23 protein-coding genes, 1 tRNA gene and 1 riboswitch are annotated in these 20697 nt (G+C 70.3%); of the genes, 16 read left to right on the top strand and 8 right to left on the bottom strand.

The window, feature by feature from the left end; all coding sequences use genetic code 11:
• The first annotated feature begins 180 nt into the window (after positions 1-180).
• The 6 genes from clpS to IH48_RS0124290 all read left to right on the top strand — a co-directional run bounded on the left by clpS (position 181) and on the right by IH48_RS0124290 (position 3199).
• Entirely contained in the window at positions 181-486 is a 306-nt protein-coding gene (clpS, locus tag IH48_RS0124315) for an ATP-dependent Clp protease adapter ClpS (protein WP_030908519.1), read from the top strand.
• On the top strand, positions 486-1118 hold the full coding sequence (locus IH48_RS0124310) for a DUF2017 domain-containing protein (RefSeq protein ID WP_030908516.1): 633 nt from the start codon (positions 486-488) through the stop codon (positions 1116-1118). Before clpS ends, IH48_RS0124310 begins: the two co-directional genes overlap by 1 nt.
• Positions 1119-1152: 34 nt before the next feature.
• On the top strand, positions 1153-1566 hold the full coding sequence (locus IH48_RS0124305; RefSeq protein WP_030908513.1) for a Mov34/MPN/PAD-1 family protein: 414 nt from the start codon (positions 1153-1155) through the stop codon (positions 1564-1566).
• 100 nt (positions 1567-1666) lie between these two features.
• Positions 1667-1783, top strand: coding sequence for a putative leader peptide (locus IH48_RS37510; RefSeq protein WP_324604327.1), 117 nt, complete (start codon positions 1667-1669; stop codon positions 1781-1783).
• A gap of 163 nt (positions 1784-1946) precedes the next feature.
• Positions 1947-2249, top strand: coding sequence for a MoaD/ThiS family protein (locus IH48_RS0124295; RefSeq protein ID WP_030908510.1), 303 nt, complete (start codon positions 1947-1949; stop codon positions 2247-2249).
• Complete coding sequence (locus tag IH48_RS0124290; protein WP_030908507.1) at positions 2249-3199, top strand: PLP-dependent cysteine synthase family protein; 951 nt, start codon at positions 2249-2251, stop codon at positions 3197-3199. The genes IH48_RS0124295 and IH48_RS0124290 overlap by 1 nt, the downstream gene beginning before the upstream one ends.
• Positions 3200-3222: 23 nt before the next feature.
• Here the strand turns inward: IH48_RS0124290 and IH48_RS0124285 are convergent, their stop codons facing one another.
• Positions 3223-3687 carry a type II toxin-antitoxin system PemK/MazF family toxin gene (locus IH48_RS0124285; protein ID WP_030908504.1) on the bottom strand — a complete coding sequence of 155 codons (465 nt, stop codon included), beginning with the start codon at positions 3685-3687 and terminating at the stop codon, positions 3223-3225.
• Between the two features lie 233 nt (positions 3688-3920).
• On the opposite strand from IH48_RS0124285, the gene IH48_RS0124280 reads away from it, so the two are divergent.
• The gene (locus IH48_RS0124280; protein ID WP_030908501.1) at positions 3921-4673 is read left to right on the top strand and encodes an MBL fold metallo-hydrolase; all 753 of its coding nucleotides are present in this window, start codon (positions 3921-3923) and stop codon (positions 4671-4673) included.
• 61 nt (positions 4674-4734) lie between these two features.
• On the opposite strand, the gene IH48_RS0124275 is transcribed toward IH48_RS0124280, so the two are convergent.
• Positions 4735-6036, bottom strand: a complete 1302-nt coding sequence (locus IH48_RS0124275; RefSeq protein WP_030908498.1) for a PTS transporter subunit EIIC — start codon at positions 6034-6036, stop codon at positions 4735-4737.
• 266 nt (positions 6037-6302) lie between these two features.
• Positions 6303-7649: a PTS transporter subunit EIIC gene (locus tag IH48_RS0124270; RefSeq protein ID WP_030908494.1), complete on the bottom strand. Its 1347-nt coding sequence runs from the start codon at positions 7647-7649 to the stop codon at positions 6303-6305.
• 234 nt (positions 7650-7883) lie between these two features.
• On the opposite strand from IH48_RS0124270, the gene IH48_RS0124265 reads away from it, so the two are divergent.
• The 3 genes from IH48_RS0124265 to rdgB all read left to right on the top strand — a co-directional run bounded on the left by IH48_RS0124265 (position 7884) and on the right by rdgB (position 9694).
• Entirely contained in the window at positions 7884-8120 is a 237-nt protein-coding gene (locus tag IH48_RS0124265) for a glucose PTS transporter subunit EIIB (RefSeq protein WP_030908491.1), read from the top strand.
• Between the two features lie 98 nt (positions 8121-8218).
• Entirely contained in the window at positions 8219-8956 is a 738-nt protein-coding gene (rph, locus tag IH48_RS0124260; RefSeq protein WP_030908488.1) for a ribonuclease PH, read from the top strand.
• A 135-nt stretch (positions 8957-9091) separates the two neighbouring features.
• Positions 9092-9694: an RdgB/HAM1 family non-canonical purine NTP pyrophosphatase gene (gene rdgB / locus IH48_RS0124255; RefSeq protein WP_030908485.1), complete on the top strand. Its 603-nt coding sequence runs from the start codon at positions 9092-9094 to the stop codon at positions 9692-9694.
• A 56-nt stretch (positions 9695-9750) separates the two neighbouring features.
• Here the strand turns inward: rdgB and IH48_RS0124250 are convergent.
• The 4 genes from IH48_RS0124250 to bcp all read right to left on the bottom strand — a co-directional run bounded on the left by IH48_RS0124250 (position 9751) and on the right by bcp (position 13802).
• Positions 9751-9825 (bottom strand) — tRNA-Leu (locus IH48_RS0124250).
• A gap of 45 nt (positions 9826-9870) precedes the next feature.
• Entirely contained in the window at positions 9871-11178 is a 1308-nt protein-coding gene (locus IH48_RS37505) for an HNH endonuclease (protein ID WP_324604326.1), read from the bottom strand.
• 537 nt (positions 11179-11715) lie between these two features.
• Positions 11716-13218: a glycine betaine/L-proline transporter ProP gene (gene proP, locus IH48_RS0124235; protein ID WP_030908479.1), complete on the bottom strand. Its 1503-nt coding sequence runs from the start codon at positions 13216-13218 to the stop codon at positions 11716-11718.
• A 116-nt stretch (positions 13219-13334) separates the two neighbouring features.
• Positions 13335-13802 carry a thioredoxin-dependent thiol peroxidase gene (bcp, locus tag IH48_RS0124230; RefSeq protein ID WP_030908476.1) on the bottom strand — a complete coding sequence of 156 codons (468 nt, stop codon included), beginning with the start codon at positions 13800-13802 and terminating at the stop codon, positions 13335-13337.
• A gap of 171 nt (positions 13803-13973) precedes the next feature.
• Here bcp and IH48_RS0124225 point away from each other — a divergent pair, with 171 nt between their 5' ends.
• The 3 genes from IH48_RS0124225 (at position 13974) to IH48_RS0124215 (ending at position 15286) form a co-directional block, all read left to right on the top strand.
• Entirely contained in the window at positions 13974-14327 is a 354-nt protein-coding gene (locus IH48_RS0124225; protein WP_051840485.1) for a DUF3618 domain-containing protein, read from the top strand.
• 84 nt (positions 14328-14411) lie between these two features.
• A complete protein-coding gene (locus IH48_RS0124220) occupies positions 14412-14750 on the top strand; it encodes a GroES family chaperonin (protein ID WP_030908470.1) in 339 nt (112 codons plus the stop codon).
• 101 nt (positions 14751-14851) lie between these two features.
• Positions 14852-14930: riboswitch (guanidine-III (ykkC-III) riboswitch) on the top strand.
• A gap of 32 nt (positions 14931-14962) precedes the next feature.
• Complete coding sequence (locus IH48_RS0124215) at positions 14963-15286, top strand: DMT family transporter (protein ID WP_030908467.1); 324 nt, start codon at positions 14963-14965, stop codon at positions 15284-15286.
• 27 nt (positions 15287-15313) lie between these two features.
• Here the strand turns inward: IH48_RS0124215 and IH48_RS0124210 are convergent, their stop codons facing one another.
• On the bottom strand, positions 15314-17701 hold the full coding sequence (locus IH48_RS0124210) for a transglycosylase domain-containing protein (RefSeq protein WP_051840482.1): 2388 nt from the start codon (positions 17699-17701) through the stop codon (positions 15314-15316).
• A gap of 236 nt (positions 17702-17937) precedes the next feature.
• Here IH48_RS0124210 and IH48_RS0124205 point away from each other — a divergent pair, with 236 nt between their 5' ends.
• The 3 genes from IH48_RS0124205 (at position 17938) to IH48_RS0124195 (ending at position 20696) form a co-directional block, all read left to right on the top strand.
• The gene (locus tag IH48_RS0124205; protein ID WP_030908461.1) at positions 17938-18738 is read left to right on the top strand and encodes an ABC transporter permease; all 801 of its coding nucleotides are present in this window, start codon (positions 17938-17940) and stop codon (positions 18736-18738) included.
• Positions 18731-19573 (top strand): ABC transporter permease, encoded by an 843-nt coding sequence (locus IH48_RS0124200; protein ID WP_030908458.1) that lies wholly within the window; start codon positions 18731-18733, stop codon positions 19571-19573. The genes IH48_RS0124205 and IH48_RS0124200 overlap by 8 nt, the downstream gene beginning before the upstream one ends.
• Positions 19574-19637: 64 nt before the next feature.
• The gene (locus tag IH48_RS0124195) at positions 19638-20696 is read left to right on the top strand and encodes an ABC transporter ATP-binding protein (RefSeq protein WP_078850005.1); all 1059 of its coding nucleotides are present in this window, start codon (positions 19638-19640) and stop codon (positions 20694-20696) included.
• The last annotated feature ends 1 nt before the right edge of the window (position 20697 follow it).

Below are 20697 nucleotides of genomic sequence, written 5' to 3'. Positions count from 1 at the left end.
GGCCGGTCACGGCCGGTCGCAGCCGGTCACCATCGGCCGCGGGGCAATCGGCTTCGGCGGGTCACCGGGCCGTTTGTGCGGCGAGGCCCCCCGGGTGGCAGCATGGGTACCCGAGGCTGTGAATCGCGGCACACCGTGACCGCAGGGCATCCGGCATGGAAGAGAAGGTCGTCCCGAACCGTGAGTGTTGCTCCGACCGAGATCACACGACCAGAGTCGGCAGAGGAGACCGCTGCCGTTCCCGAACCGGACGTGCCCTGGGTGACCATCGTCCACAATGACCCGGTCAACCTGATGAGCTACGTCACGTACGTCTTCCAAACGTACTTCGGCTACTCGAAAGAGGTCTCGAACAAGCTGATGCTCGACGTCCACCACAAGGGCCGCGCCGTCGTCTCCAGCGGCACCCGCGAGGAGATGGAGCGCGACGTGCAGGCGATGCACGGGTACGGCCTGTGGGCGACCCTCTCCCAGGACCGCGACTGATGGCCGGCCACTTCGACCCGGTGCCCGGCGGCGGGGCGGCCGTCGAGCTGGACGAGGTCGAGATCTCGATCCTCCGCTCCCTGACGCTGCAGCTCGCCGAGCTGATCGGCCCCGGCGAGGACCCGGCGCAGAGCGACGACCCGCTCGCCTCGCTGTTCACCGAGGGCCCGAGCGAGCCGCCGTCCGACCCCGCGCTGCGGCGCCTGTTCCCCGACGCGTACGGGGCCCCGGAGGAGGACGGGAAGCCCGGGGAGTCCGGCACGTCCGGGAAGACGGGCAAGGAGGCCGACGAACTGCGCGACTACTCCGCCGAGTTCCGCCGCTTCACGGAGAACGACCTGCGCGGACGCAAGCGCACCGACGCGCTCGCCGTGATCAGGACCCTGGACGGCGTGTCCGACGACGGTTCGGGCGGCGGCATGCTGAAGCTGACGCCCGACGAGTCGCAGCAGTGGCTCGGCACGCTGAACGACCTCAGGCTCACCATCGGCACCCGCCTGGAGGTGACCGACGAGGACGAGGGCGGCGAGCTCTACCGGCTGCCCGACTCCGACCCGCGCAAGCCGATGGTCATGGCGTACCTGTGGCTCGGCGCGCTGCAGGAGACGCTCGTCGAGACGCTGATGCCCTGATGGGCTGCCCAGGGGGCCCGCTTATATTTCCCCCATGCTGACCATCACCCAGGATCTGCACGACCGTATCGTCGAGCACGCGCGGCGCGACCACCCCGACGAGGCGTGCGGCGTGGTCGCGGGCCCGGCCGGCAGCGGCAGGCCCGAGCGGTTCATCCCCATGCTGAACGCCGCACGCTCGCCCACGTTCTACGAGTTCGACTCCGGTGACCTGCTGAAGCTGTATCGCGAGATGGACGACCGCGACGAGGAGCCGGTGATCGTCTACCACTCGCACACCGCGACCGAGGCGTACCCGTCGCGCACGGACATCTCCTACGCCAACGAGCCGGGCGCCCACTACGTCCTCGTCTCCACGGCGGACGCCGACGACGCGGGAGCCTTCCAGTTCCGCTCGTACCGCATCGTGGACGGCGAGGTCACCGAGGAGGACGTCGAGGTCGTCTGAGATGGCGCGAGTGGACGCCATGTCCGCATCGCGAACGCTCACTGTCCGCGATGCGGGATCACACGCGGGAACCGGGGCCGGGAATCGATACGATGACCGCATGGTTCCCCCTGACGTGAGTGACAAGACGCCGAGCACGCCGCTGCTCGTGGCGCGGCTGCACGTCGACCTGTGCCGCCTGGCGAGCGCCATCTGTCCCGCCGGCGCGGCCGGCTGAGTCCGGCTCCCCGCGCGGGTCGCTCACCCACCACGCGCACCCAGTGCGGCCACGCCACCCGTACGGGAGGCGGCGGCGCCGCGCGTCACCACCGGGACACCCCGGAACCCCAGGAACGCCCTCCAGCAGGTACCGCCCGACAGGACGACAGGAGACCGACGCCATGGCCATCGAGGTCCGCATCCCGACCATCCTCCGCACGTACACCGGTGGAGCCAAGGCCGTGGAGGGCAGCGGCTCCACCCTCGCCGAGCTCTTCGCGGACCTCGACACCCGCCATGCGGGCATCCGGGACCGCATCGTGGACGCCGACAAGGGCGACCAGCTGCGCCGCTTCGTCAACGTGTACCTCAACGACGAGGACGTCCGCTTCCTCGACGGCATCGAGACGAAGGTCGGCGACGGCGACAGCATCACCATCCTCCCGGCCGTGGCCGGCGGAGCGCTCGAAAAGCGCATGGCCTGATGCGGTACGACGCCCCCCTCGCGGCCGTCGGCAACACGCCCCTCGTGCGGCTGCCGCGCCTCTCGCCCTCCGCCGACGTGCGGATCTGGGCCAAGCTCGAGGACCGCAACCCGACCGGCTCCGTCAAGGACAGGCCCGCCCTGCACATGGTGGAGCAGGCCGAGAAGGACGGCAGGCTCACCCCGGGCTGCACGATCCTCGAACCGACCAGCGGCAACACCGGCATCTCCCTCGCCATGGCGGCCAGGCTCAAGGGCTACCGCATGGTGTGCGTCATGCCGGAGAACACCTCGCAGGAGCGCCGCGACCTCCTCGGCATGTGGGGCGCCGAGATCGTGCCGTCCCCGGCCGAGGGCGGCTCCAACACCGCCGTGCACGTCGCCAAGGAACTGGCGGAACGCAACCCCGACTGGGTGATGCTCTACCAGTACGGCAACCCCGACAACGCGGGCGCGCACTACGCGACCACGGGCCCCGAGATCCTCGCCGACCTGCCGTCCGTCACCCACTTCGTCGCCGGGCTCGGCACGACGGGCACGCTGATGGGCGTCGGCCGCTACCTGCGCGAGAAGAAGCCCGACGTCAAGATCGTCGCGGCCGAGCCGCGCTACGACGACCTCGTCTACGGGCTGCGCAACCTCGACGAGGGGTTCGTGCCCGAGCTGTACGACGCGTCGGTGCTGACCACCCGGTACTCCGTCGGCTCCGCCGACGCCGTCACCCGCACCCGCGAACTCCTCCAGCAGGAAGGCATCTTCGCGGGCGTGTCGACCGGAGCGGCGCTGCACGCGGCGCTCGGCGTCGGCAGGAAGGCCGCCGCCGCGTCACAGAGCGCCGACATCGTGTTCGTCGTCGCCGACGGCGGCTGGAAGTACCTCTCCACGGGCGTCTACACGGCCGCCACCACGGAAGAGGCGATCGAGACCCTCCAGGGCCAGCTCTGGGCGTGAGGCGCCGGCAGCCCTGACACCCGTCACACGAGGCGGCGCACCCGGTCCCACAGGGCGGGGTCCGCCGCCCCGGCGCGCCTGCGGAACGCGCTCGCACGCACCTCGCGCACCTCGTCCGTCTCCAGGAAGCTCGGCCGCCCCCGGCTGTCGCCGACCGTGCCCGCCGGCAGCGGGATCACGCCCGGCCTCTCGGCGTGGTGCTTCGTGGTGATCTTGGCGACCTTCACGCTCGACCCGCGCACCGCCAGCACCAGGCACGGCCGGTCCTTCGAGCCGGGACCGTCCTCGTAGGGCACGTCGGCCCACCAGATCTCCCCGGGCCGCGGCCTGCCCGCGCGCCGGACCTCGCTGCGGCCCGGCGGCCGCGACCGCATGCGCTCGCGCCGCTGCCTGCGGCTCTCGGCCGCCCGTACCCGCCCGTCCACCACCGAGGCGACGAACGCGACGGCCACCACGGCGATCAGGGCCACCCACCACCACGACGTCATGGCCCGACGGTACCCGGACACCGGGAAGAGTGGTCTTGCCGGTGACTTCCCCCACAACGCGCCGCTGTGGGGAAGCGACCGCTCTCTTCGCGCCTTACGCTCGACAGATCGAAAGGCCCCCGCACGACCCCTGTTGAACAGCGCGACCCGCACGGGACGTCACCCTACGCGTACGCTCCGTGACAGATCGACCCCCGTCGCCCACCACTGAACGCCACGGAGGTTCACGCTCCATGAAGCTCACCGTCGTCGGCTGCTCGGGCTCCTTCCCCGCCGCGGGATCGGCCTGCTCCAGCTACCTCGTAGAGGCCGACGGCTTCCGGCTGCTCCTCGACATGGGCAACGGAGCCCTCGGAGAGCTGCAGCGCCACATCGGTCTCTACGACCTCGACGCGATCTTCCTGAGCCACCTGCACGCCGATCACTGCATCGACATGTGCGCGTACTTCGTCGCCCGCTACTACCGGTACGAGGGCGGGCGCTGCGACGCCATCCCCGTCTACGGCCCCGAGGGCACGGAGCAGCGGCTGACCACCGCCTACGACGACACCCCGAGCGAGAAGTCGATGAGCGAGGTCTTCGACTTCCGCACCCTGAAGCCGGGCGTGTTCGACATCGGCCCGCTGACGCTGCGCACCGAGCGGATGGCCCACCCCGTCGACACGTTCGGCGTCCGCGTCGAGCACGGCGGCACGTCCCTCGCGTACTCCGCGGACACGGGAGCCGACGAGGCGCTGGTCGAGCTGGCGCGCGACAGCGACCTGTTCCTGTGCGAAGCGGCCTTCACCTACGGCAAGGAGGACATCGAGGGCCTCCACCTCAACGGCAGGGAAGCCGGCGAACACGCCGCGCGCGCCGGTGCGAGGCGCCTGGTGCTGACGCACGTACCGCCGTGGACGGACGCGCGGCGCAACCTCGCGGACGCGCGCGAGGCCTACGACGGTCCGTCGGAGCTCGCGGTGCCCGGCGCGGTCTACGAGATCTAGCGCACTGGGGGGCTACGCGCCGGCGCGTAGCCCCCCAGTGCGACCGGCGGCTCGGCTGCCGCTACTTGGTGAGGTCCTCGACCTCGTCGTCCGGCTCGCGACCCGGGGTCTTGAGGTCGAACTTCACGATCACGAAGCGGAACACCACGTAGTACACGACGCCGAACACCAGCCCGATCGGGATGATCAGCCAGGGTTTGGTCGCGAGATTCCAGTTCAGCGCGTAGTCGATGACGCCCGCGGAGAACGTGAAGCCGTCGTGCACGCCCAGCGACCAGGTCACGAACATCGAAATGGCCGTCAGCACCGCGTGCAGCCCGTACAGCAGCGGCGCGATGAACATGAACGAGAACTCGATCGGCTCGGTGACGCCGGTCACGAACGACGTCGCGGCGAGCGACAGCATCATGCCGAGCACGGCCTTGCGGCGCTCGGGGCGCGCGGTGTGCGCCATCGCGAGCGCGGCCGCCGGCAGGCCGAACATCATGATCGGGAAGAAGCCGGAGGTGAACAGGCCGGCGCTCGGGTCGCCCGCGAGGAAGCGGTTGATGTCGCCGTGCGAGACGACGCCCGCGTGGTTGGTGAAGTCGCCGAGCTGGAACCAGGCAACCGTGTTGACGAACTGGTGCATGCCGATCGGGATCAGGCCGCGGTTGACGAGGCCGAAGATGCCGGAGCCCACGGCGCCGAGTCCGGTGATCCAGTCGCCGAAGCTGGTGATCGCGTCACCGATGGGCTGCCAGCCCACCACGGCGACGACGCCGAGCGCCGTGCCGACGAACGCCATCATGATCGGTACCAGGCGCCGGCCGTTGAAGAAGCCGAGCCACTCGACCAGCTTGGTGCGGTGGAACCGCTGCCAGATCACCGCGGTCAGCAGGCCGAGCACGATGCCGCCGAGCACGCCCGGGTTCTGGAAGGACGCGTTGGTGACGACGGAGCCCTTCTGCCACTCGCCGGACAGCAGGCCGTTGGATATGTAAGTGGCCCCGCCCATCCCGTCCTTGATCGGGAACTGGTGGATCACGGCGTAGTACGTGAAGAAGCCGACTATCGCGGCGAGGGCGGTCGAGCCGTCCGACTTCTTGGCGAAGCCGATGGCGACGCCGATGCAGAACAGCAGCGGCAGGCCGAGCGACGCGTCGAGCAGCATGCCGCCCGCGCCCGCGAAGACCTTGGCGACGTTGTCCCAGCCGAGGCCGTCGGCGCCGAAGACGTCCGGCTGGCCGAGGCGGTTCAGGATGCCGGCGGCGGGCAGCACGGCGATCGGCAGCTGGAGGCTGCGGCCCACCTTCTGGAGCCCCTGGAACAGTCCGGAGCCCCGCTTCTTCGCGGGGGCCGCCGGGGCGGTGGCCGTACTCATCAACTTCCTCCATGCACAGGGAACGCGGCGCACACACCCGCCCCATGAAAAACAGGTCTAAACCATTCAGTGGTTTAGACCTGTTGTAACACGGGGTGGCTCCGTCGTGGAACCCTCGCATATGGACTGCATAAAGATCTCTGCTGAAGCGTAACCGGACGAAGCCGCCGCAGGTCAGCGGGGTCGTGAGGCGTTCGCCACACGCGGAGGGGAGCCCGCGCGGACCCCGCCGTAGCACCGGACGCGCCGCCGAAATGTGGCCCGGCTCACGCCTTCTCGGAACCCTCGGAACTCTCTGGATCCTCGGGATCGTCGGGCTCGCGCCCGGGAGTCGGCAGGTTCAGCTTCGTGATGAGCACACGGAAGAGCGTGTAGTAGACCACCCCGAAAGCCAGCCCGATCGGGATCAGCAGCCAAGGCTTCGTCGCCAGGCCCCAGTTGATGACGTAGTCGATCAGCCCCGCCGAGAAGCTGAAGCCGTCCTTCGCGCCCAGCCGCCAGCTCACGAACATCGACACACCGGTCAGCGCCGCGTGGACCGCGTACAGCAGCGGCGCGACGAACAGGAACGAGTACTCGATCGGCTCGGTGACGCCCGTCACGAACGACGTCAGCGCCACCGACAGCATCAGGCCGCCCACCGCCTTCCTGCGGTGCGGCCTGGCGCAGTGGTAGATCGCCAGCGCCGCCGCGGGCAGCGCGAACATCATGATCGGGAAGAAGCCCGTGGTGAACTGGCCCGCCGTCGGATCGCCCGCGAGGAACCGGTTCACGTCACCGTGCACCACCGTCCCGTTCGGCTCCGTGTAGCTGCCGAACTGGAACCAGACGAACGTGTTCAGGAACTGGTGCAGCCCGAACACCAGCAGTCCTCGGTTGGCCACGCCGAAGATCCCCGAGCCCCACGAGCCCGCGTCCACCAGCCACTTGGAGAACGCCGTCAGCCCGTCGCCGATCGGCTGCCACGCCCCCACGGCGAGCGAGCCGACCGTGAGACCGACGAACGCCATGATGATCGGCACGAGGCGGCGGCCGTTGAAGAATCCGAGCCAGTCCACCAGCTTCACCCGGTGGAAGCGGCGCCACAGCCACGCCGTCAGCAGGCCCATCACGATCCCGCCGAAGACGCCCGGGTTCTGGTATGCCGCCTGCGTCACCGCCGTGCCGCGCGGGTCCACGCAGACACCCGACCAGATGCCGGCTCCCGAGTACGCCGCGCCACCGGGGCAGCCGGCGGGGAACGCGTGCAGCACGGCGTAGTACGCGAGGAAGCCGGTGACCGCGGCCAGCGCCGTCGAACCGTCCGCCTTGCGCGCCATGCCGATCGCGACACCGACGCAGAACAGCAGTGGCAGGCCGAGCGACGAGTCGAGCAGCGCGCCGCCCCCGGCCGCGAAGACCCTGGCGACGCTGTCCCAGCCGAGGCCGTCGGCGCCGAAGACGTCCGGCTGGCCGAGCCGGTTCAGGATGCCGGCGGCCGGCAGCACGGCGATCGGGAGCTGCAGGCTCCTGCCCATCTTCTGCATGCCCTGGAACAGGGTGTTCCACCAGGGCGCGCGCGGCGGCGTCCTGGGGGTGGACGACGGCGCCAGTGCCGCCCCGTCGACACTCATGGAATCCCTCCCGGCAATAATGGTGTAGACCAGTTGTGGAACGCTCGCGATCCGCCGATGATCGACATCCTTCGGCACCAGGCGGTGACGCGCCCGGAGAGATGGGCCAACCGTGCGTTACCGTGCGGGAATATCCAAAATGGTGATACGTCAGTACGAAGGCATGCGGGCGCGTGCACGCGCCGCCGGTACGCCGCCGGTACGCCGGCACCTCAGTGACTCAGGGAGAAGCCAATGGCCAGCAAGGCTGAGAAGATCGTCGCCGGACTCGGCGGGCTCGAGAACATCGAGGAGGTCGAGGGGTGCATCACCCGCCTGCGTACCGAGGTCAAAGACGCCTCCCTCGTCAACGAGGCCGCGCTCAAGGCCGCGGGCGCCCACGGAGTCGTCAAGATGGGCACCGCCATCCAGGTCGTCATCGGCACCGACGCCGACCCCATCGCCTCCGACATCGAGGACATGATGGACTGACAGCGGCCACGCCGCTCCCCGGGCGCCCGGGGAGCGGCGGCCCCCGGCCCCCTCGCACCCGGACGAAACGCCCCCACGCGCCCGATAGGCTCGGCGCCATGTCTCGTATCGACGGCCGAACCCACGAACAGCACCGCCCCGTCACCATCGAACGCGGATGGAGCAAGCACGCGGAGGGCTCCGTCCTCGTCGCCTTCGGCGACACCAAGGTCCTCTGCACCGCGAGCGTCACCGAAGGCGTGCCGCGCTGGCGCAAGGGCAGCGGCGAAGGCTGGGTCACCGCCGAGTACTCGATGCTGCCGCGCTCCACCAACACCCGCGGCGACCGCGAATCCGTACGCGGCAAGATCGGCGGCCGCACCCATGAGATCAGCCGCCTCGTCGGCCGCTCGCTGCGTGCCGTCATCGACTACAAGGCACTCGGCGAGAACACCGTCGTCCTCGACTGCGACGTCCTCCAGGCCGACGGCGGTACCCGCACCGCCGCCATCACCGGCGCCTACGTCGCCCTCGCCGACGCCGTCGCATGGGCCCAGGGCAAGAAGATCGTCAAGGCCGGCCGCAAGCCCCTCACCGGCACCGTCGCCGCCATCAGCGTCGGCATCGTCGACGGCGCGCCCCTCCTCGACCTCTGCTACGAGGAGGACGTGCGCGCCGAGACCGACATGAACGTCGTCTGCACCGGCGACGGCCGCTTCGTCGAGATCCAGGGCACCGCCGAGGCCGAGCCCTTCGACCGCAAGGAACTCAACTCCCTGCTCGACCTCGCCACCGCGGGCTGCGCCGACCTGGCACGCATTCAGAACGAGGTGCTCGCCGCCCCGCTCGCAAGGTAAAGCGGGAACCAAGAAGGGCTCCCAAGCGTCGTACAGGGTACGGGCGCACGGCGAAAGCGGTGCGCCCGTCCAAACGTGCAGGCCGGGCGGGACGGGCCGCACGGGGCATGGCGGGCGGCGGATAGGTTGGACCGCATGACCCGCCTGATCCTCGCCACCCGCAACGCCGGAAAGATCACCGAACTCCGCGCCATCCTCGCCGACGCCGGCCTCCCCCACGAGCTCGTCGGCGCCGACGCCTACCCCGAGGTCCCCGACGTCAAGGAGACCGGCGTCACCTTCGCCGAGAACGCCCTGCTCAAGGCCCACGCCCTCGCGCAGGCCACCGGCCACCCCGCCATCGCGGACGACTCCGGACTCTGCGTCGACGTACTCGGCGGCGCCCCCGGCATCTTCTCCGCCCGCTGGGCCGGCCGCCACGGCGACGACCAGGCCAACCTCGACCTGCTCCTCGCCCAGCTCGGCGACATCTCCGACCCCCACCGCGCCGCTCACTTCGCCTGCGCAGCCGCCCTCGCCCTCCCCGACGGCGCGGAACGCGTCGTCGAAGGCCAACTCCGCGGCACGCTCCGCACGGCCCCCGCGGGCACGCACGGCTTCGGCTACGACCCGATCCTCCAGCCCGACGGCCACGACCGCACCTGCGCGGAACTATCCCCGCGGGAGAAGAACGAGATCAGCCACCGCGGCAAGGCCTTCCGCGCCCTGGTCCCGGCGATCGCGGAGCTGGCGGGCTGACCGCGCAATAGAGCCCTCCGCCTTCGAAGCGAGGGCCGAGGGCTCTATTTACCTTGTGCGCCTGCTCGGATTCGAACCGAGAACCCCTAGTTCCTAGGACTAGTCTCTCTAACCAGTTGGAGTACAGGCGCCCGCTGCGCAATGGTAGCGGTAGACGCTGTCCAGCGATCGTCGGGTCACGGCGCCAGGCCGTGCTTCTCCAGCATCCTGCCCAGAGCCTTCCGTGACCGGGTGTCGTCCGAGATGCCCAGTCGGCGTGCGACCTCCCGCACACTGCGACGGGAATCAGCGACTGACCTCAGCTCCTCCCTGGTGAACGGCAACTCCTGCGCGCCGTCCCGGAGGTCCGCGAGGTGACTGGTGTCGATGCCCATGGCTTCGATGCGGCGTGCAATGTGAGCGAGCGCGCCGACACTGATCCGGACGCACAGCTTGTCGATCACTTCTCGCATCGACTCCGATGACGCCACCGCCTCGGCGATCGAGTCGTCGGCATAGGTGCGCCAAGCGCTGCGCTGTTTGAAGTGGCTCGTGTCCAAACCCAGGTCGGCAACACGCTTCTGCAGCGTCCGCCTCCTGCCCGTGCTGGCCCGCAGCCCGAGCCTCCGTACGAGGTCTGCCCAGCCGGCGGAGTCGGCGACGGCAGCCTTCAGCTCGGCTCGTTCCTCCTCGGTCGGTTCCGGCTTGCGAGGCCGCGGTACGGCAGGGGCGGCAGCCCGCCGCCTCGCCGGGCGGTGTTGCGGCGCGACGGCGGCTTTGGAGCGGCGAGGCGTTTTGTTACCACCGTAGGTGACTGTCTGCGTGTGGCACGAAGGGCACAGATAGCGCAGGTTCTCGATGCGATTGTCGAGTCGGTCGCCATTGATGTGGTCGATCTCCAGGACGAGCCTCCTGCCCCGCCACCTGTCCCCGAGCCCGCACATCACGCACACCGCTTCGACGCCGAGCTCACTCAATGCCCTGCGCAACATGTAAGTCTTCCGGCGGGGAGTGCCCGGTCGGGAAGGGCTGAGGATCGCCTTCGCGGACAGGCGGGCACGCGACCGTCCCCTGTGAGTGCCTTGACCGGCGAAGTGCGAGGCGTCCAGGCCATGTGTGGCGATGTCGCGTCGTACCCGCGCCCGAGCCGCTTCCGAGTCCGGGACGCGCAGGATCCGGAGAAGCTCCACCATGCTGCCGGCGTCGGACACGGCCTCTGCGAGGGCCGCGCGGGCCAGGGGAGGCCGGCGCTCCGTGGAGCCGGACCGGCGACGGCCGCGAAAGGTGTCCGTGACCGCGTGGCAGTTGGGGCAGAGGAGGCGCAGGTTCTCGGGTCGGTTGTCCCACCAGTGACCGTCCCTGTGGTCCACCTGGAGACGCAGCGGCCTGCCGTTCCATTCGCCGGCCGTTCCACACATCGCGCATGTCTCCGGTCTGCCGGACAGCAGAAGCCATCGCCGCAGCGCTTCCCCAGGTGTGCGCCCGGCGGCGGCCGAGCTCAGCACCAGCCTCTCCTTCGGGGGCCTATTGCCGCGCTTCCTGGGTCCTCGTGCGAAGTGACTCGTGTCGATGCCGAGCGCCCTGATCCGTCGGCCTATGTGCGCCTGGTTGCCGCCCACCGGACTGATGCCCAAGCGCCGTACGACCTCCGCCACGCTCGTGGACTCCGCCGCGAGTCTCCTGAGCGTCGCTTCGCTGTGCCGGACCCGGTTACTGGGGAAGTGAGACGTGTCGATGCCCTCGGCGGCCATCCGCGACCGGAGGTGACGCCTGCTGCCACGGGTGGGGACGCCGCCGCACCAGCGGACGGCGTCGTCCCATGTCTTCGTGGCCCGAGCCGCCTGCGTCAGCAACTCGCGGGTCAATCTGCGGGGCGCCATGTCCTCACTCCGTTCTCGGGCGCACGTTCGGCGCCTCGTACTGGAGAACGAGGTCGGAGAGGGCCGGGTCACTGCGACCTGGGGTGCGGCGCACAGCCGTACGCCCCGGCGTGCGCTGGGTGGCGCGCCGGGGCGTACGGGAATAGCTGGCGGAGGGGCCGGTCAGAAGCGCGGCTCCGGGGCCTGTTCGTGGGCCAGTTCCGCGGCCTCCTCCGCCGTGGAGACCGAGGGCGGGGAGCCGTCCAGGGGGCGCTGGGCCGTTTCCTTCATGCAGAGGACGGCGATGACGCCCACGATGGCGGCGGCCGTCGAGTAGTACGCCGGCATCAGGTTGGTGTGGCCGATGTCGATCAGGGCCGTGATGACCAGCGGTGTCGTGCCGCCGAAGAGGGACGTCGAGACGTTGTAGCCGATCGACAGGCCGCCGTAGCGCACCTGGGTCGGGAAGAGCGCCGGGAGCGCCGCGGACATCGTGCCGAGGAGGCACAGCAGGGAGAGGCCCAGCATGGCGAGGCCGATGATGATGAAGATGATGCTGCCGTCCCTGATCAGCAGGAACGCGGGTATGGACAGCACCAGGAACCCGAGCATGCCCCCGAGCAGCAGCGGTTTCCTGCCGAACCGGTCGTTGAGCCGGCCCACCTGGTTGATCAGCAGCATCATCGCCACCATCACGCCCAGCAGGATGACGAGGCCGTGGGTGGTGCCGTAGCCGAGTTCGTCCGAGAGGTACGTCGGCATGTACGACAGCAGCATGTAGTCCGTGATGTTGTACGCGGCGACGAGCGCGAGGCACAGCACCAGCGGCCGCCAGTAGTTGCGGAAGATCTTTTTCAGGTCGCCCCTGGTGGTGGTCTCGACGGTGTCCGCCGCCTCCGAGGCCCTCACTTGTGTGTTCTCGCTGGCCAGCTTCTGGAACGCGGGGGTCTCGTCCAGCTTCAGCCGCAGGTAGAGGCCGATGATGCCGAGCGGGGCCGCCAGCAGGTACGGCAGACGCCAGCCCCAGCTCTGCAGGCCGCTGTCGCCGAGCGTGACCGTGAGCAGCGTGACGAGGCCGGCCGCGCCCACGTAGCCGGCGAGCGTGCCGAACTCGAGGAAGCTGCCGAAGAATCCGCGGCGCTTGTCGGGCGCGTACTCGGCGATGAACGTCGAGGCGCCGCCGTACTCGCCGCCGGTGGAGAAGCCCTGCACCAGGCGCAGCAGGATCAGCAGCGCCGGCGCCCACAGGCCTATGGAGTGGTACGAGGGCAGGACACCGATGAAGAACGTGCCGAAGGCCATCATCAGCATGGTCAGCGCGAGGATGCGCTGCCTGCCGACCTTGTCACCCAGCGGGCCGAGCACGACGCTGCCGAGCGGCCTGACCAGGAAGGAGATGGCGAAGGTCGCGAACGTCAGCAGCAGCTGGACGGTGCCGCTGCCGCCGGGGAAGAAGACCTTGCCGATCGTCCCCGCCATGTAGCTGTAGATACCGAAGTCGTACCACTCCATGGCGTTACCGAGAGCGGCCGCTTTCACGGCGCGTTTGACGGCGCGCTCGTCCGTGACGGTTATGTCTGATCTGCGCAGACGCGGGTTGCGTCGTTGTTTGATCGTGCGGAAGAGAGTGGGGTGGCGCCGGACCGCAGCCGGGTCGGCCGTTTCCTGGTAATCCTGGCCGGCCATGCGGGTTCCTTTCTGCGTACAACAGAGTCCAATGGAACCTTCTGCGCGCTTGAAGCGTTCGCAAACCCGGGTCGTACACAAGTGCGACCCCGGTCACATGCCGCGGGCAGGACCCGTCAGATTCCCAGGTCCTTGATGATCTTCGCCACGTGGCCTGTGGCCCGCACGTTGTACAGGGCGCGCTCCACTTTTCCCTCCTCGTCCACGACGATCGTCGAACGAATGACCCCCGTCACCGTCTTTCCGTACATTTTCTTCTCGCCGAACGCTCCGTACGACTCGAGGACGCCTTTCGAGGGATCGGCGAGGAGTGTCACTTTCAGGTTCTCCTTGTCCCGGAACTTCGCAAGTTTCTCCGGCTTGTCCGGAGACACACCGATCACGTCGTAACCGGCCCCGGCCAGCACTTCGAGGTTGTCCGTGAAATCGCACGCCTGCTTCGTGCAGCCGGGGGTCAGCGCTGCCGGGTAGAAGTAGACGATGACCTTGCGGCCCTTGTGGTCGGCGAGCGAGACGTCGTTGCCGTCCGCGTCGGGGAGGGTGAAGTCGGGGGCGGTGTCGCCGGGTGCGAGGCGTTCGGTCATGGGTCTCTCCGTATTCGGGCCGGGGCGGGGAAGCCGAGGCGGGGAAGCGGTAGTCGTACACCGCGCCGCGCGTGTCGTCGCGCCGGGGCGTACGCCGCCGAGCGTAATAGGGGGTGCCGCCGGGTGCGGATGCGGTTGTACTGACAGACTGTCGACGAAGGTGAACCGGATATGACGAGGGACGACGGAGGCGGCGCGGTGTCGGATGCCGATGCGAGGACCCCTGCGCAGATCGAGGCGGACATCGTCCGCCGGCGGGGCAAGCTTGCCGAGACGCTCGACGAGATCGGGGTGCGCGTGCACCCCAAGACGGTCATGGGCGACGCCAAGGCCCGGGTGGCTTCCACCGTGGATCAGACGGCGGGCCGTGCGTTCGTCGCCGTCAACCGGACGGTCTCGGACGTGAAGGCGCAGTTCGTCGGCGACGACGGTGCGCCGCGGCTGGCGCGTGTGGTGCCGGTGGCGCTTGTGGTGGTCGGCGTGGTGGGCCTGCTCACCGTCTCGGCGCGGCGCCGCCGTAAGTGACCTGCCGCGGCGTGCCGGGTGCGGCGGGAGGGCCTGCCACCCCTGTGGCGCCGGGTGGCGGCCGCGCCAGGTAGGTTCGTGGCCGTGAGCGACAACACCCACGAGAAGCTGCCCATCCGGATGCTCCATGACCGTGTGCTGGTCACGACGGACATCCCGGAGGGCGAGCGGCGTTCCTCCGGCGGCATCGTGATCCCGGCGACCGCGGCGGTCGGCCGGAGACTGGCCTGGGCCGAGGTGGTCGCCGTCGGGCAGAACGTGCGGACGGTCGAGCCCGGAGACCGGGTGCTGTACGACCCGGAGGACCGCGCGGAGGTCGAGGTGCGCGGCGTCCCCTACGTCCTGATGCGGGAGCGCGATCTGCACGCGGTGGCCGCCGACCGGTTCGAGGGCGCGGTGGACGCCACGGGGCTGTATCTGTAGGTCGCGACTCGCGACTCGCGACCCGCGAGCGACGATCGGGCGAGGGCCCGGTGACCGAGGTCACCGGGCCCTCGTGCTCGGCTCAAGGCCCTGCCCGGGCGGATTTGCTACCGTCGGGAGCAGCCCCGACGAGACGCGCCGTACCGGGCCCCGAAGGCGAGAACGCAAAGACGACGCACCTGTCCTTGTGTGCTCCTCCCGGAGGTGTCGTCGTGGCGTGGGTTCTCCTTTTCGTGGCCGGGCTGCTGGAGATCGTCTGGTCCATCGGCCTGAAGTTCAGTGACGGGTTCACCCGGCTGTGGCCGAGTGTGATCACCGTCGCCGGGGTCGTCGCGAGCATGCTGCTGCTGGCGCAGGCCGCGAAGTCGCTGCCGATCGGTACCACGTACGGCGTGTGGGTGGGGATCGGCGCGGTCGGCGCGGCGGTGGTCGGCATGGTGGCGCTGCACGAGCCGGTGACCGCGGCGCGCATCTTCTTCGTGTGCCTGCTGGTGGTGGCGGTGGTGGGCCTTGAGGCCACGTCAGGGGGCAAGTAGCAGCTGCGGGTGGCTACTTGACCCCTGCTATGTGCCGGTCTGGCCGCCGCCGTCTGTCGTGCCCCCGCCGTCACCGCCGTCCGTCGTGCCCCCGCTGTCGCCGCTGTCACCGCCGTCCGTGCCGCCGGTGTCCCCGGTGCCCCCGGTGCCGCCTCCATCGGTGTTTCCCGCGGTGTCCCCGCCGGTGGAGTCCCCGCCCGTGGAGTCCGCGCCGGTGGTGCCGGTGTCGCCGCCGGTGCCACCCGTGCCGCTGGGCCCGTCGGAGGGTGCGCCCGAGGACGGTGCGCCCGAGGGCTTGTGGTGCTGCTCGGCGTCCGGCAGGAGGTGCAGGTCGAAGCTGCGCACCGGGGCGTCCTTCAGCGCCGCCGCCGTGTACTGGGCCCAGATCTGCGCGGACGGGCCGCCGCCGTTGACGCGTCCCAGGCCGAGCGCCCCGTACAGCGGCTCGTGCCGTGCGCTCTTCGGGTCGGCGCCCATCAGCGCGACGACGGTCGTCAGGTCCGGTGTGTAGCCCGCGAACCAGGCGGCCTTGTCGTTCTCCGCCGTGCCCGTCTTGCCCGCGGCCGGCCTTCCCGCCGCCCGCGCCGCCGTGCCGGTGCCGCCCTTGCTGTCGACGACGGTGCGCAGGACCGCCGTGGTGGTGTCGGCCGCCTGCCTGCTGACGGCCTGCGCCGGCGGCCGCTTCGGCAGCGCGACCGCCGTGCCGTTCTTCGTGATCCGCGCGACGAGCGTGCAGTCCTGGCGCACGCCGTGGTTGGCGAGCGTCGCGTACGCCTGCGCCATGTCGAGGACACTCGCGGTGGCGGGTCCGAGCGCGATGGACGGGGTGGCGGTGAGGTCGGGGGTGGACGCGGGCAGGCCGAGGCTGATCGCCGTCTGCTCGACGGTGGACGGGCCGACGTCCTCGGCCATCTGGGCGTAGACGGCGTTGACGGACTTGTTGGTGGCCGTGCGCACGTCGATGTCGCCGTAGTCGTGGTCGTCCTCGTTGGCAGGGGCGTAGCCGGTGGGGCCGTTCGGACCCTGCACCATGCGGTGGTTGTCGCCGTTGTAGGTGGTGTTGGGCGTGATGAGGTCGCCGCTTTGCGTGTGCGAGCCGTTCTGGAGCGCGGCGGCGAGCACGAACGGCTTGAACGTCGAGCCGACCTGGAAGTCACGCCGGGTCGCGTTGTTCACGAACTGCTTGGTGTAGTCGATGCCGCCGTACATCGCCACGACGTCGCCCGTGGCCGGATCGACGGACGCGCCGCCCACGCGGACGTCGCGGTCGGCGTCCCGGTCCTTCGACAGCTTCGAGTTGACGTTGTCGTCGACCGCTTTGACCAGCGCGTCCTGCCGGGGCTTGCGCAGTGTGGTGGTGATCCGGTAGCCGCCGCTCGCGAGGGTGTCCTCGTCGAGGATCCTGCGGCCTGCGAGGTAGTCCTTGACGGCGCGGACGATGTAGCCGCGCTGCCCCGTCAGGCCCGCGGTCGAGGGGCCCGAGCGCGTCGGGGTGGGGAAGGACAGCTTGGCGCGGGCCGCCTCGCTCAGCCAGTGCTCCTTGACCATGCCGTCAAGCACGTAGTTCCAGCGGGCCTTGGCGGCAGAGGTGTTCTCCGGGTGCGCGATCACGTCGAACTCGCTGGGCGCGTTGAGCAGGGAGGCCAGGTAGGCGCCCTGCGCGGTGTCGATCTTGTCGATGTTCTCGCCGTAGTAGGCTTGCGCGGCCGCCTGGACGCCGTACGCGTTGCGGCCGAAGTAGCTGGTGTTCAGGTAGCCCCGCAGGATCTGCCGCTTGGACTGCTCGCGGCCCAGCTTGACCGCGATGAAGAACTCCTTGGCCTTGCGGACGACGGTCTGCTGCTGGCCGAGGTAGTAGTTCTTGACGTACTGCTGCGTGATGGTCGAACCGCCCTGCGTGCCCTTGCCGGTGACGGTGTTCCAGGCGGCGCGCACCATGCCGGGCGGGTCGACGGCGGGTTCGCTGTAGAAGCCGCGGTCCTCGGCGGCGAGCACCGCGCGCCGCACCGTCCTGGGCACCTGGGAGAGTGGCACGTTCTCCCGGTTGATGTCGCCGTCGCGCGCGATCTGCGTGCCGTCCGCGTACAGGTAGACGTTCGACTGCGCGGTGGCGGCGGCGTTGGCGGGCGGGATGTCGACGAGCTTGTAGCCGGCGATGAAGCCGCCGACCACGAGCACGACGACCGCGACGACGGTGTAGAGCACCATGCGCCACGTCGGGACGAGCCTGCGCCAGCCGGTGCGCCGCGGACGGCGGCGCCTGGACCTGCCCGGCGGGTTGGCGTCCGCGGCGGGCGATGCCCCGACGGGCGTCCCGCCTGCCTGGCCGGCTCCCGAGGGCGTGGCCCGGGAGGGGCCGCCGCCCTCGCGCGCGTCGTCCGGGTCCCCGTCCTGCCGTGACGGCTCGTCACTCATCTGCGGCGGCCTCCTCGGCAGGCTCGTGTCGCGTGGGCGTGTGGGCGCTTACTCGTATGTATCCCGTGTATATCCCGTGAACGCTGCGGATTCCCATGAAACACGGTCGGAACGGTCGATATCAGGCAGCCGGTCCGCGCCGGTTATTCGGTCGCCGCCGCCCACTCCGTTGGGCTAGGGTCGTGCGCTCGCTCGGATGTCCCGGGACCGTTCGCGACGTGGTGGAAAGGGCTGCCGTGCGGCTGTACGTCCTCGTGGCCACCGGCGCGTTGCGCCGGTACGCGACCTACCGGGTGGCCACCGTGGCGGGCCTGTTCACGAACATCGTGTTCGGCCTGATCATCGCCTACACGTACGTGGCCCTGTGGCACCTGCGCCCGCACCTCGGCGGCTACACGCTCCCGCAGGCCGTCACGTACGTCTGGGTAGGCCAGGGGCTGCTCGCGGCCACGGCCATCATGGGCGGCGGCTTCGAGGACGAGCTGGCGGAGCGCATCCGCACCGGCGACATCGCCATCGACCTGTACAGGCCCGCCGACCTGCAAATGTGGTGGCTGGCCCAGGACCTCGGCAGGGCGGTCTACCAGGTGGCCGCGCGCGGGGTCGTCCCGCTGTTCGCGGGCGCGTTCTTCTTCGACCTGGCGCTGCCCGCGAACCCGCTGGTGTGGGCCGCCTTCCTGGTGGCGGTCCTGCTGGGGCTCGTGGTGAGTTTCGCGATCCGCTATCTCGTGGCGCTGGCGGCGTTCTGGCTGCTCGACGGCAAGGGCGTGGCGCAGGTGGCGGGGTTGGCGGCCACGTTCTGGTCCGGGATGCTGCTGCCGCTGAACGCCTTCCCCGGGCTGCTCGGCCAGATCGCGCGCGCCCTGCCCTGGTCGTCGATGCTGCAGCTCCCGGCGGACGTGCTGCTCGGCACGCGCAGCGGCTGGGGGACGCTGGGCGCGTACGCCTTCCAGGCCGGCTGGGCGGCCCTGCTGCTGGCGCTCGGCCGCCTGCTCCAGTCGGCCGCGACGCGGAGGGTGGTGGTCCAGGGTGGCTGACGGCGCGCCCCGCGCCTCGGCGTGGCGGCAGCTGGACGACGGCATACGGGCGTACCGGCTGATCGCGGTGATGGGCATCAGGTCGCAGCTGACGTACCGGGTGTCCTTCGCCGTCACGGCCTTCGGCAACTTCGCCGCCACCGCCTTCGACTTCGTGACGATCCTGCTGATGTTCACGCAGGTCGACGCGCTCGGCGGGTTCTCGCTGCCCGAAGTGGCCTTCCTGTACGGCACGTCGGCGACGGCCTTCGGCCTCTGCGACCTCGTGATGGGCTCGGTGGACCGCGTGGGCGCGCGCGTGCGCGACGGCACGCTCGACGTGCTGCTGCTGCGGCCCGCCCCGGTGCTCGCGCAGGTGGCGGCGGACCGCTTCGCGCTGCGGCGGGTCGGCAGGGTCGTCCAGGGCGGTGCCGTCCTGGCGTACGCGCTGGGTGCGGCGGACATCGACTGGGACGTGGCGCGCGTGGTCCTGGTGCCGGTGATGCTGGTGTGTGGCGGGCTGATCTTCGCCGCGGTGTTCGTCGCGGGCGCGGCGTTCCAGTTCTGGGCGCAGGACGCGGCCGAGGTGCAGTCCGCTTTCACGTACGGAGGTACGGCGCTGCTCCAGTACCCGCCGGGGCTGTTCGCCAAGGACCTGGTGCGCGGTGTCGTCTTCGTCGTGCCGCTGGCGTTCGTCAACTGGCTGCCCGCGCTGTACGTGCTGGGCCGTCCGCTGCCGCTGGGGATGCCGGGCTGGGTGGGCTTCCTGGCGCCGGCGGTGGGCGCGGCGTGCTGCGGGGCGGCGGGGCTGGCGTGGCGCAAGGGCGTCAGGGCGTACCGGAGCACGGGCAGTTGACTCGCGGCGGTACGGGTGAGGTAGGGCCGAGGCAGGCACGGAAGGGAAGCCGATGGAGGACGCGATGCATGATCCGGTGGAGGTTGCCGTCCCGGCCGGAGCCACGGACTCGGCCGACCCGGCGGACCCGGCCGACGGGTTCATCGCGCTTGACGGCCTGGAGAAGGTGTTCGACGTGCGCCGGCGCGTCGGCGCCTTCCGCCGCGAGAAGCGGCGCGTGCGTGCGGTGGACGGCATCAGCTTCCGCGTGGCGCGCGGCGAGATGGTCGGGTACATCGGCCCCAACGGCGCGGGCAAGTCGACGACGATCAAGATGCTGACGGGCATCCTGACGCCCAGCGGCGGCCGGGTGCGTGTCGCGGGCATCGATCCTTCGCGGGAGCGCGCCCGGCTGGCCTCGCGCATCGGCGTCGTGTTCGGCCAGCGCACGACGCTCTGGTGGGACCTGCCGCTGATCGACTCGTACCGGCTGGCCCAGCGCATGTACCGGGTGCCGGACGCCCGCTACCGCGCCAACCTGGAGCGCTGCGTCGAACTGCTCGACCTGGGCGCGCTGTTGGACGTACCCGTCAGGCAGCTCTCGCTGGGCCAGCGGATGCGCGGCGACATCGCGGCCGCCCTGCTGCACGACCCCGACGTGCTGTACCTGGACGAGCCGACCATCGGGCTCGACGTCATCTCCAAGGCGAAGGTGCGGGAGTTCCTGCGCGACCTGAACGCGGAGCACGGCACGACGGTGCTCCTCACGACGCACGACCTCCAGGACATCGAGCAGCTCTGCGGGCGCGTGATGGTGATCGACCACGGCAGGCTGCTGTACGACGGCACGCCCGCGGGGCTGCACGAGGTCGGCGGCAGCGAGCGCACGCTCGTGGTCGATCTCGAGCGCGAGACGGCGCCGATCGAGCTGCCGGGCCTGCCGGACGTGCGGGTGGTGCGCGTGGAGGGGCCGCGCCAGTACCTGGCGTTCCCCGCGACGCGGTCGGCGGCGCCGCTCGTGGCCCGGGTGGCGGCCGACTACCCGCTGGTCGACCTGTCGGTGCGGGAGCCGGACATCGAAACCGTGATCGCGAAGATGTACGGGGAGGGCTCGGCCGCCGCTGAGGACCGTACGACCGTATGAC

Origin of the sequence: Streptomyces sp. NRRL F-5126 (genome assembly GCF_000721265.1) — a bacterium.
GTDB lineage: Bacteria > Actinomycetota > Actinomycetes > Streptomycetales > Streptomycetaceae > Streptomyces.
The sequence above is the reverse complement of the archived record's forward strand: the minus strand, read 5'-3'. Positions and strand labels throughout refer to the sequence as shown.

Excerpts from the sequence above, each read along its gene's own strand:
- rdgB (WP_030908485.1), top strand. The coding sequence starts at position 9,092 with ATGACCCGCCTGATCCTCGCCACCCGCAACGCCGGAAAGATCACCGAA.
- IH48_RS0124210 (WP_051840482.1), bottom strand. The coding sequence starts at position 17,701 with ATGAGTGACGAGCCGTCACGGCAGGACGGGGACCCGGACGACGCGCGC.
- IH48_RS0124305 (WP_030908513.1), top strand. The coding sequence starts at position 1,153 with ATGCTGACCATCACCCAGGATCTGCACGACCGTATCGTCGAGCACGCG.
- IH48_RS0124195 (WP_078850005.1), top strand. The coding sequence starts at position 19,638 with ATGCATGATCCGGTGGAGGTTGCCGTCCCGGCCGGAGCCACGGACTCG.
- IH48_RS0124225 (WP_051840485.1), top strand. The coding sequence starts at position 13,974 with ATGACGAGGGACGACGGAGGCGGCGCGGTGTCGGATGCCGATGCGAGG.
- bcp (WP_030908476.1), bottom strand. The coding sequence starts at position 13,802 with ATGACCGAACGCCTCGCACCCGGCGACACCGCCCCCGACTTCACCCTC.
- IH48_RS0124290 (WP_030908507.1), top strand. The coding sequence starts at position 2,249 with ATGCGGTACGACGCCCCCCTCGCGGCCGTCGGCAACACGCCCCTCGTG.
- rph (WP_030908488.1), top strand. The coding sequence starts at position 8,219 with ATGTCTCGTATCGACGGCCGAACCCACGAACAGCACCGCCCCGTCACC.
- IH48_RS0124275 (WP_030908498.1), bottom strand. The coding sequence starts at position 6,036 with ATGAGTACGGCCACCGCCCCGGCGGCCCCCGCGAAGAAGCGGGGCTCC.
- IH48_RS0124280 (WP_030908501.1), top strand. The coding sequence starts at position 3,921 with ATGAAGCTCACCGTCGTCGGCTGCTCGGGCTCCTTCCCCGCCGCGGGA.
- IH48_RS0124270 (WP_030908494.1), bottom strand. The coding sequence starts at position 7,649 with ATGAGTGTCGACGGGGCGGCACTGGCGCCGTCGTCCACCCCCAGGACG.
- IH48_RS0124285 (WP_030908504.1), bottom strand. The coding sequence starts at position 3,687 with ATGACGTCGTGGTGGTGGGTGGCCCTGATCGCCGTGGTGGCCGTCGCG.
- IH48_RS0124295 (WP_030908510.1), top strand. The coding sequence starts at position 1,947 with ATGGCCATCGAGGTCCGCATCCCGACCATCCTCCGCACGTACACCGGT.
- IH48_RS37510 (WP_324604327.1), top strand. The coding sequence starts at position 1,667 with ATGGTTCCCCCTGACGTGAGTGACAAGACGCCGAGCACGCCGCTGCTC.
- IH48_RS0124310 (WP_030908516.1), top strand. The coding sequence starts at position 486 with ATGGCCGGCCACTTCGACCCGGTGCCCGGCGGCGGGGCGGCCGTCGAG.
- IH48_RS0124265 (WP_030908491.1), top strand. The coding sequence starts at position 7,884 with ATGGCCAGCAAGGCTGAGAAGATCGTCGCCGGACTCGGCGGGCTCGAG.
- proP (WP_030908479.1), bottom strand. The coding sequence starts at position 13,218 with ATGGCCGGCCAGGATTACCAGGAAACGGCCGACCCGGCTGCGGTCCGG.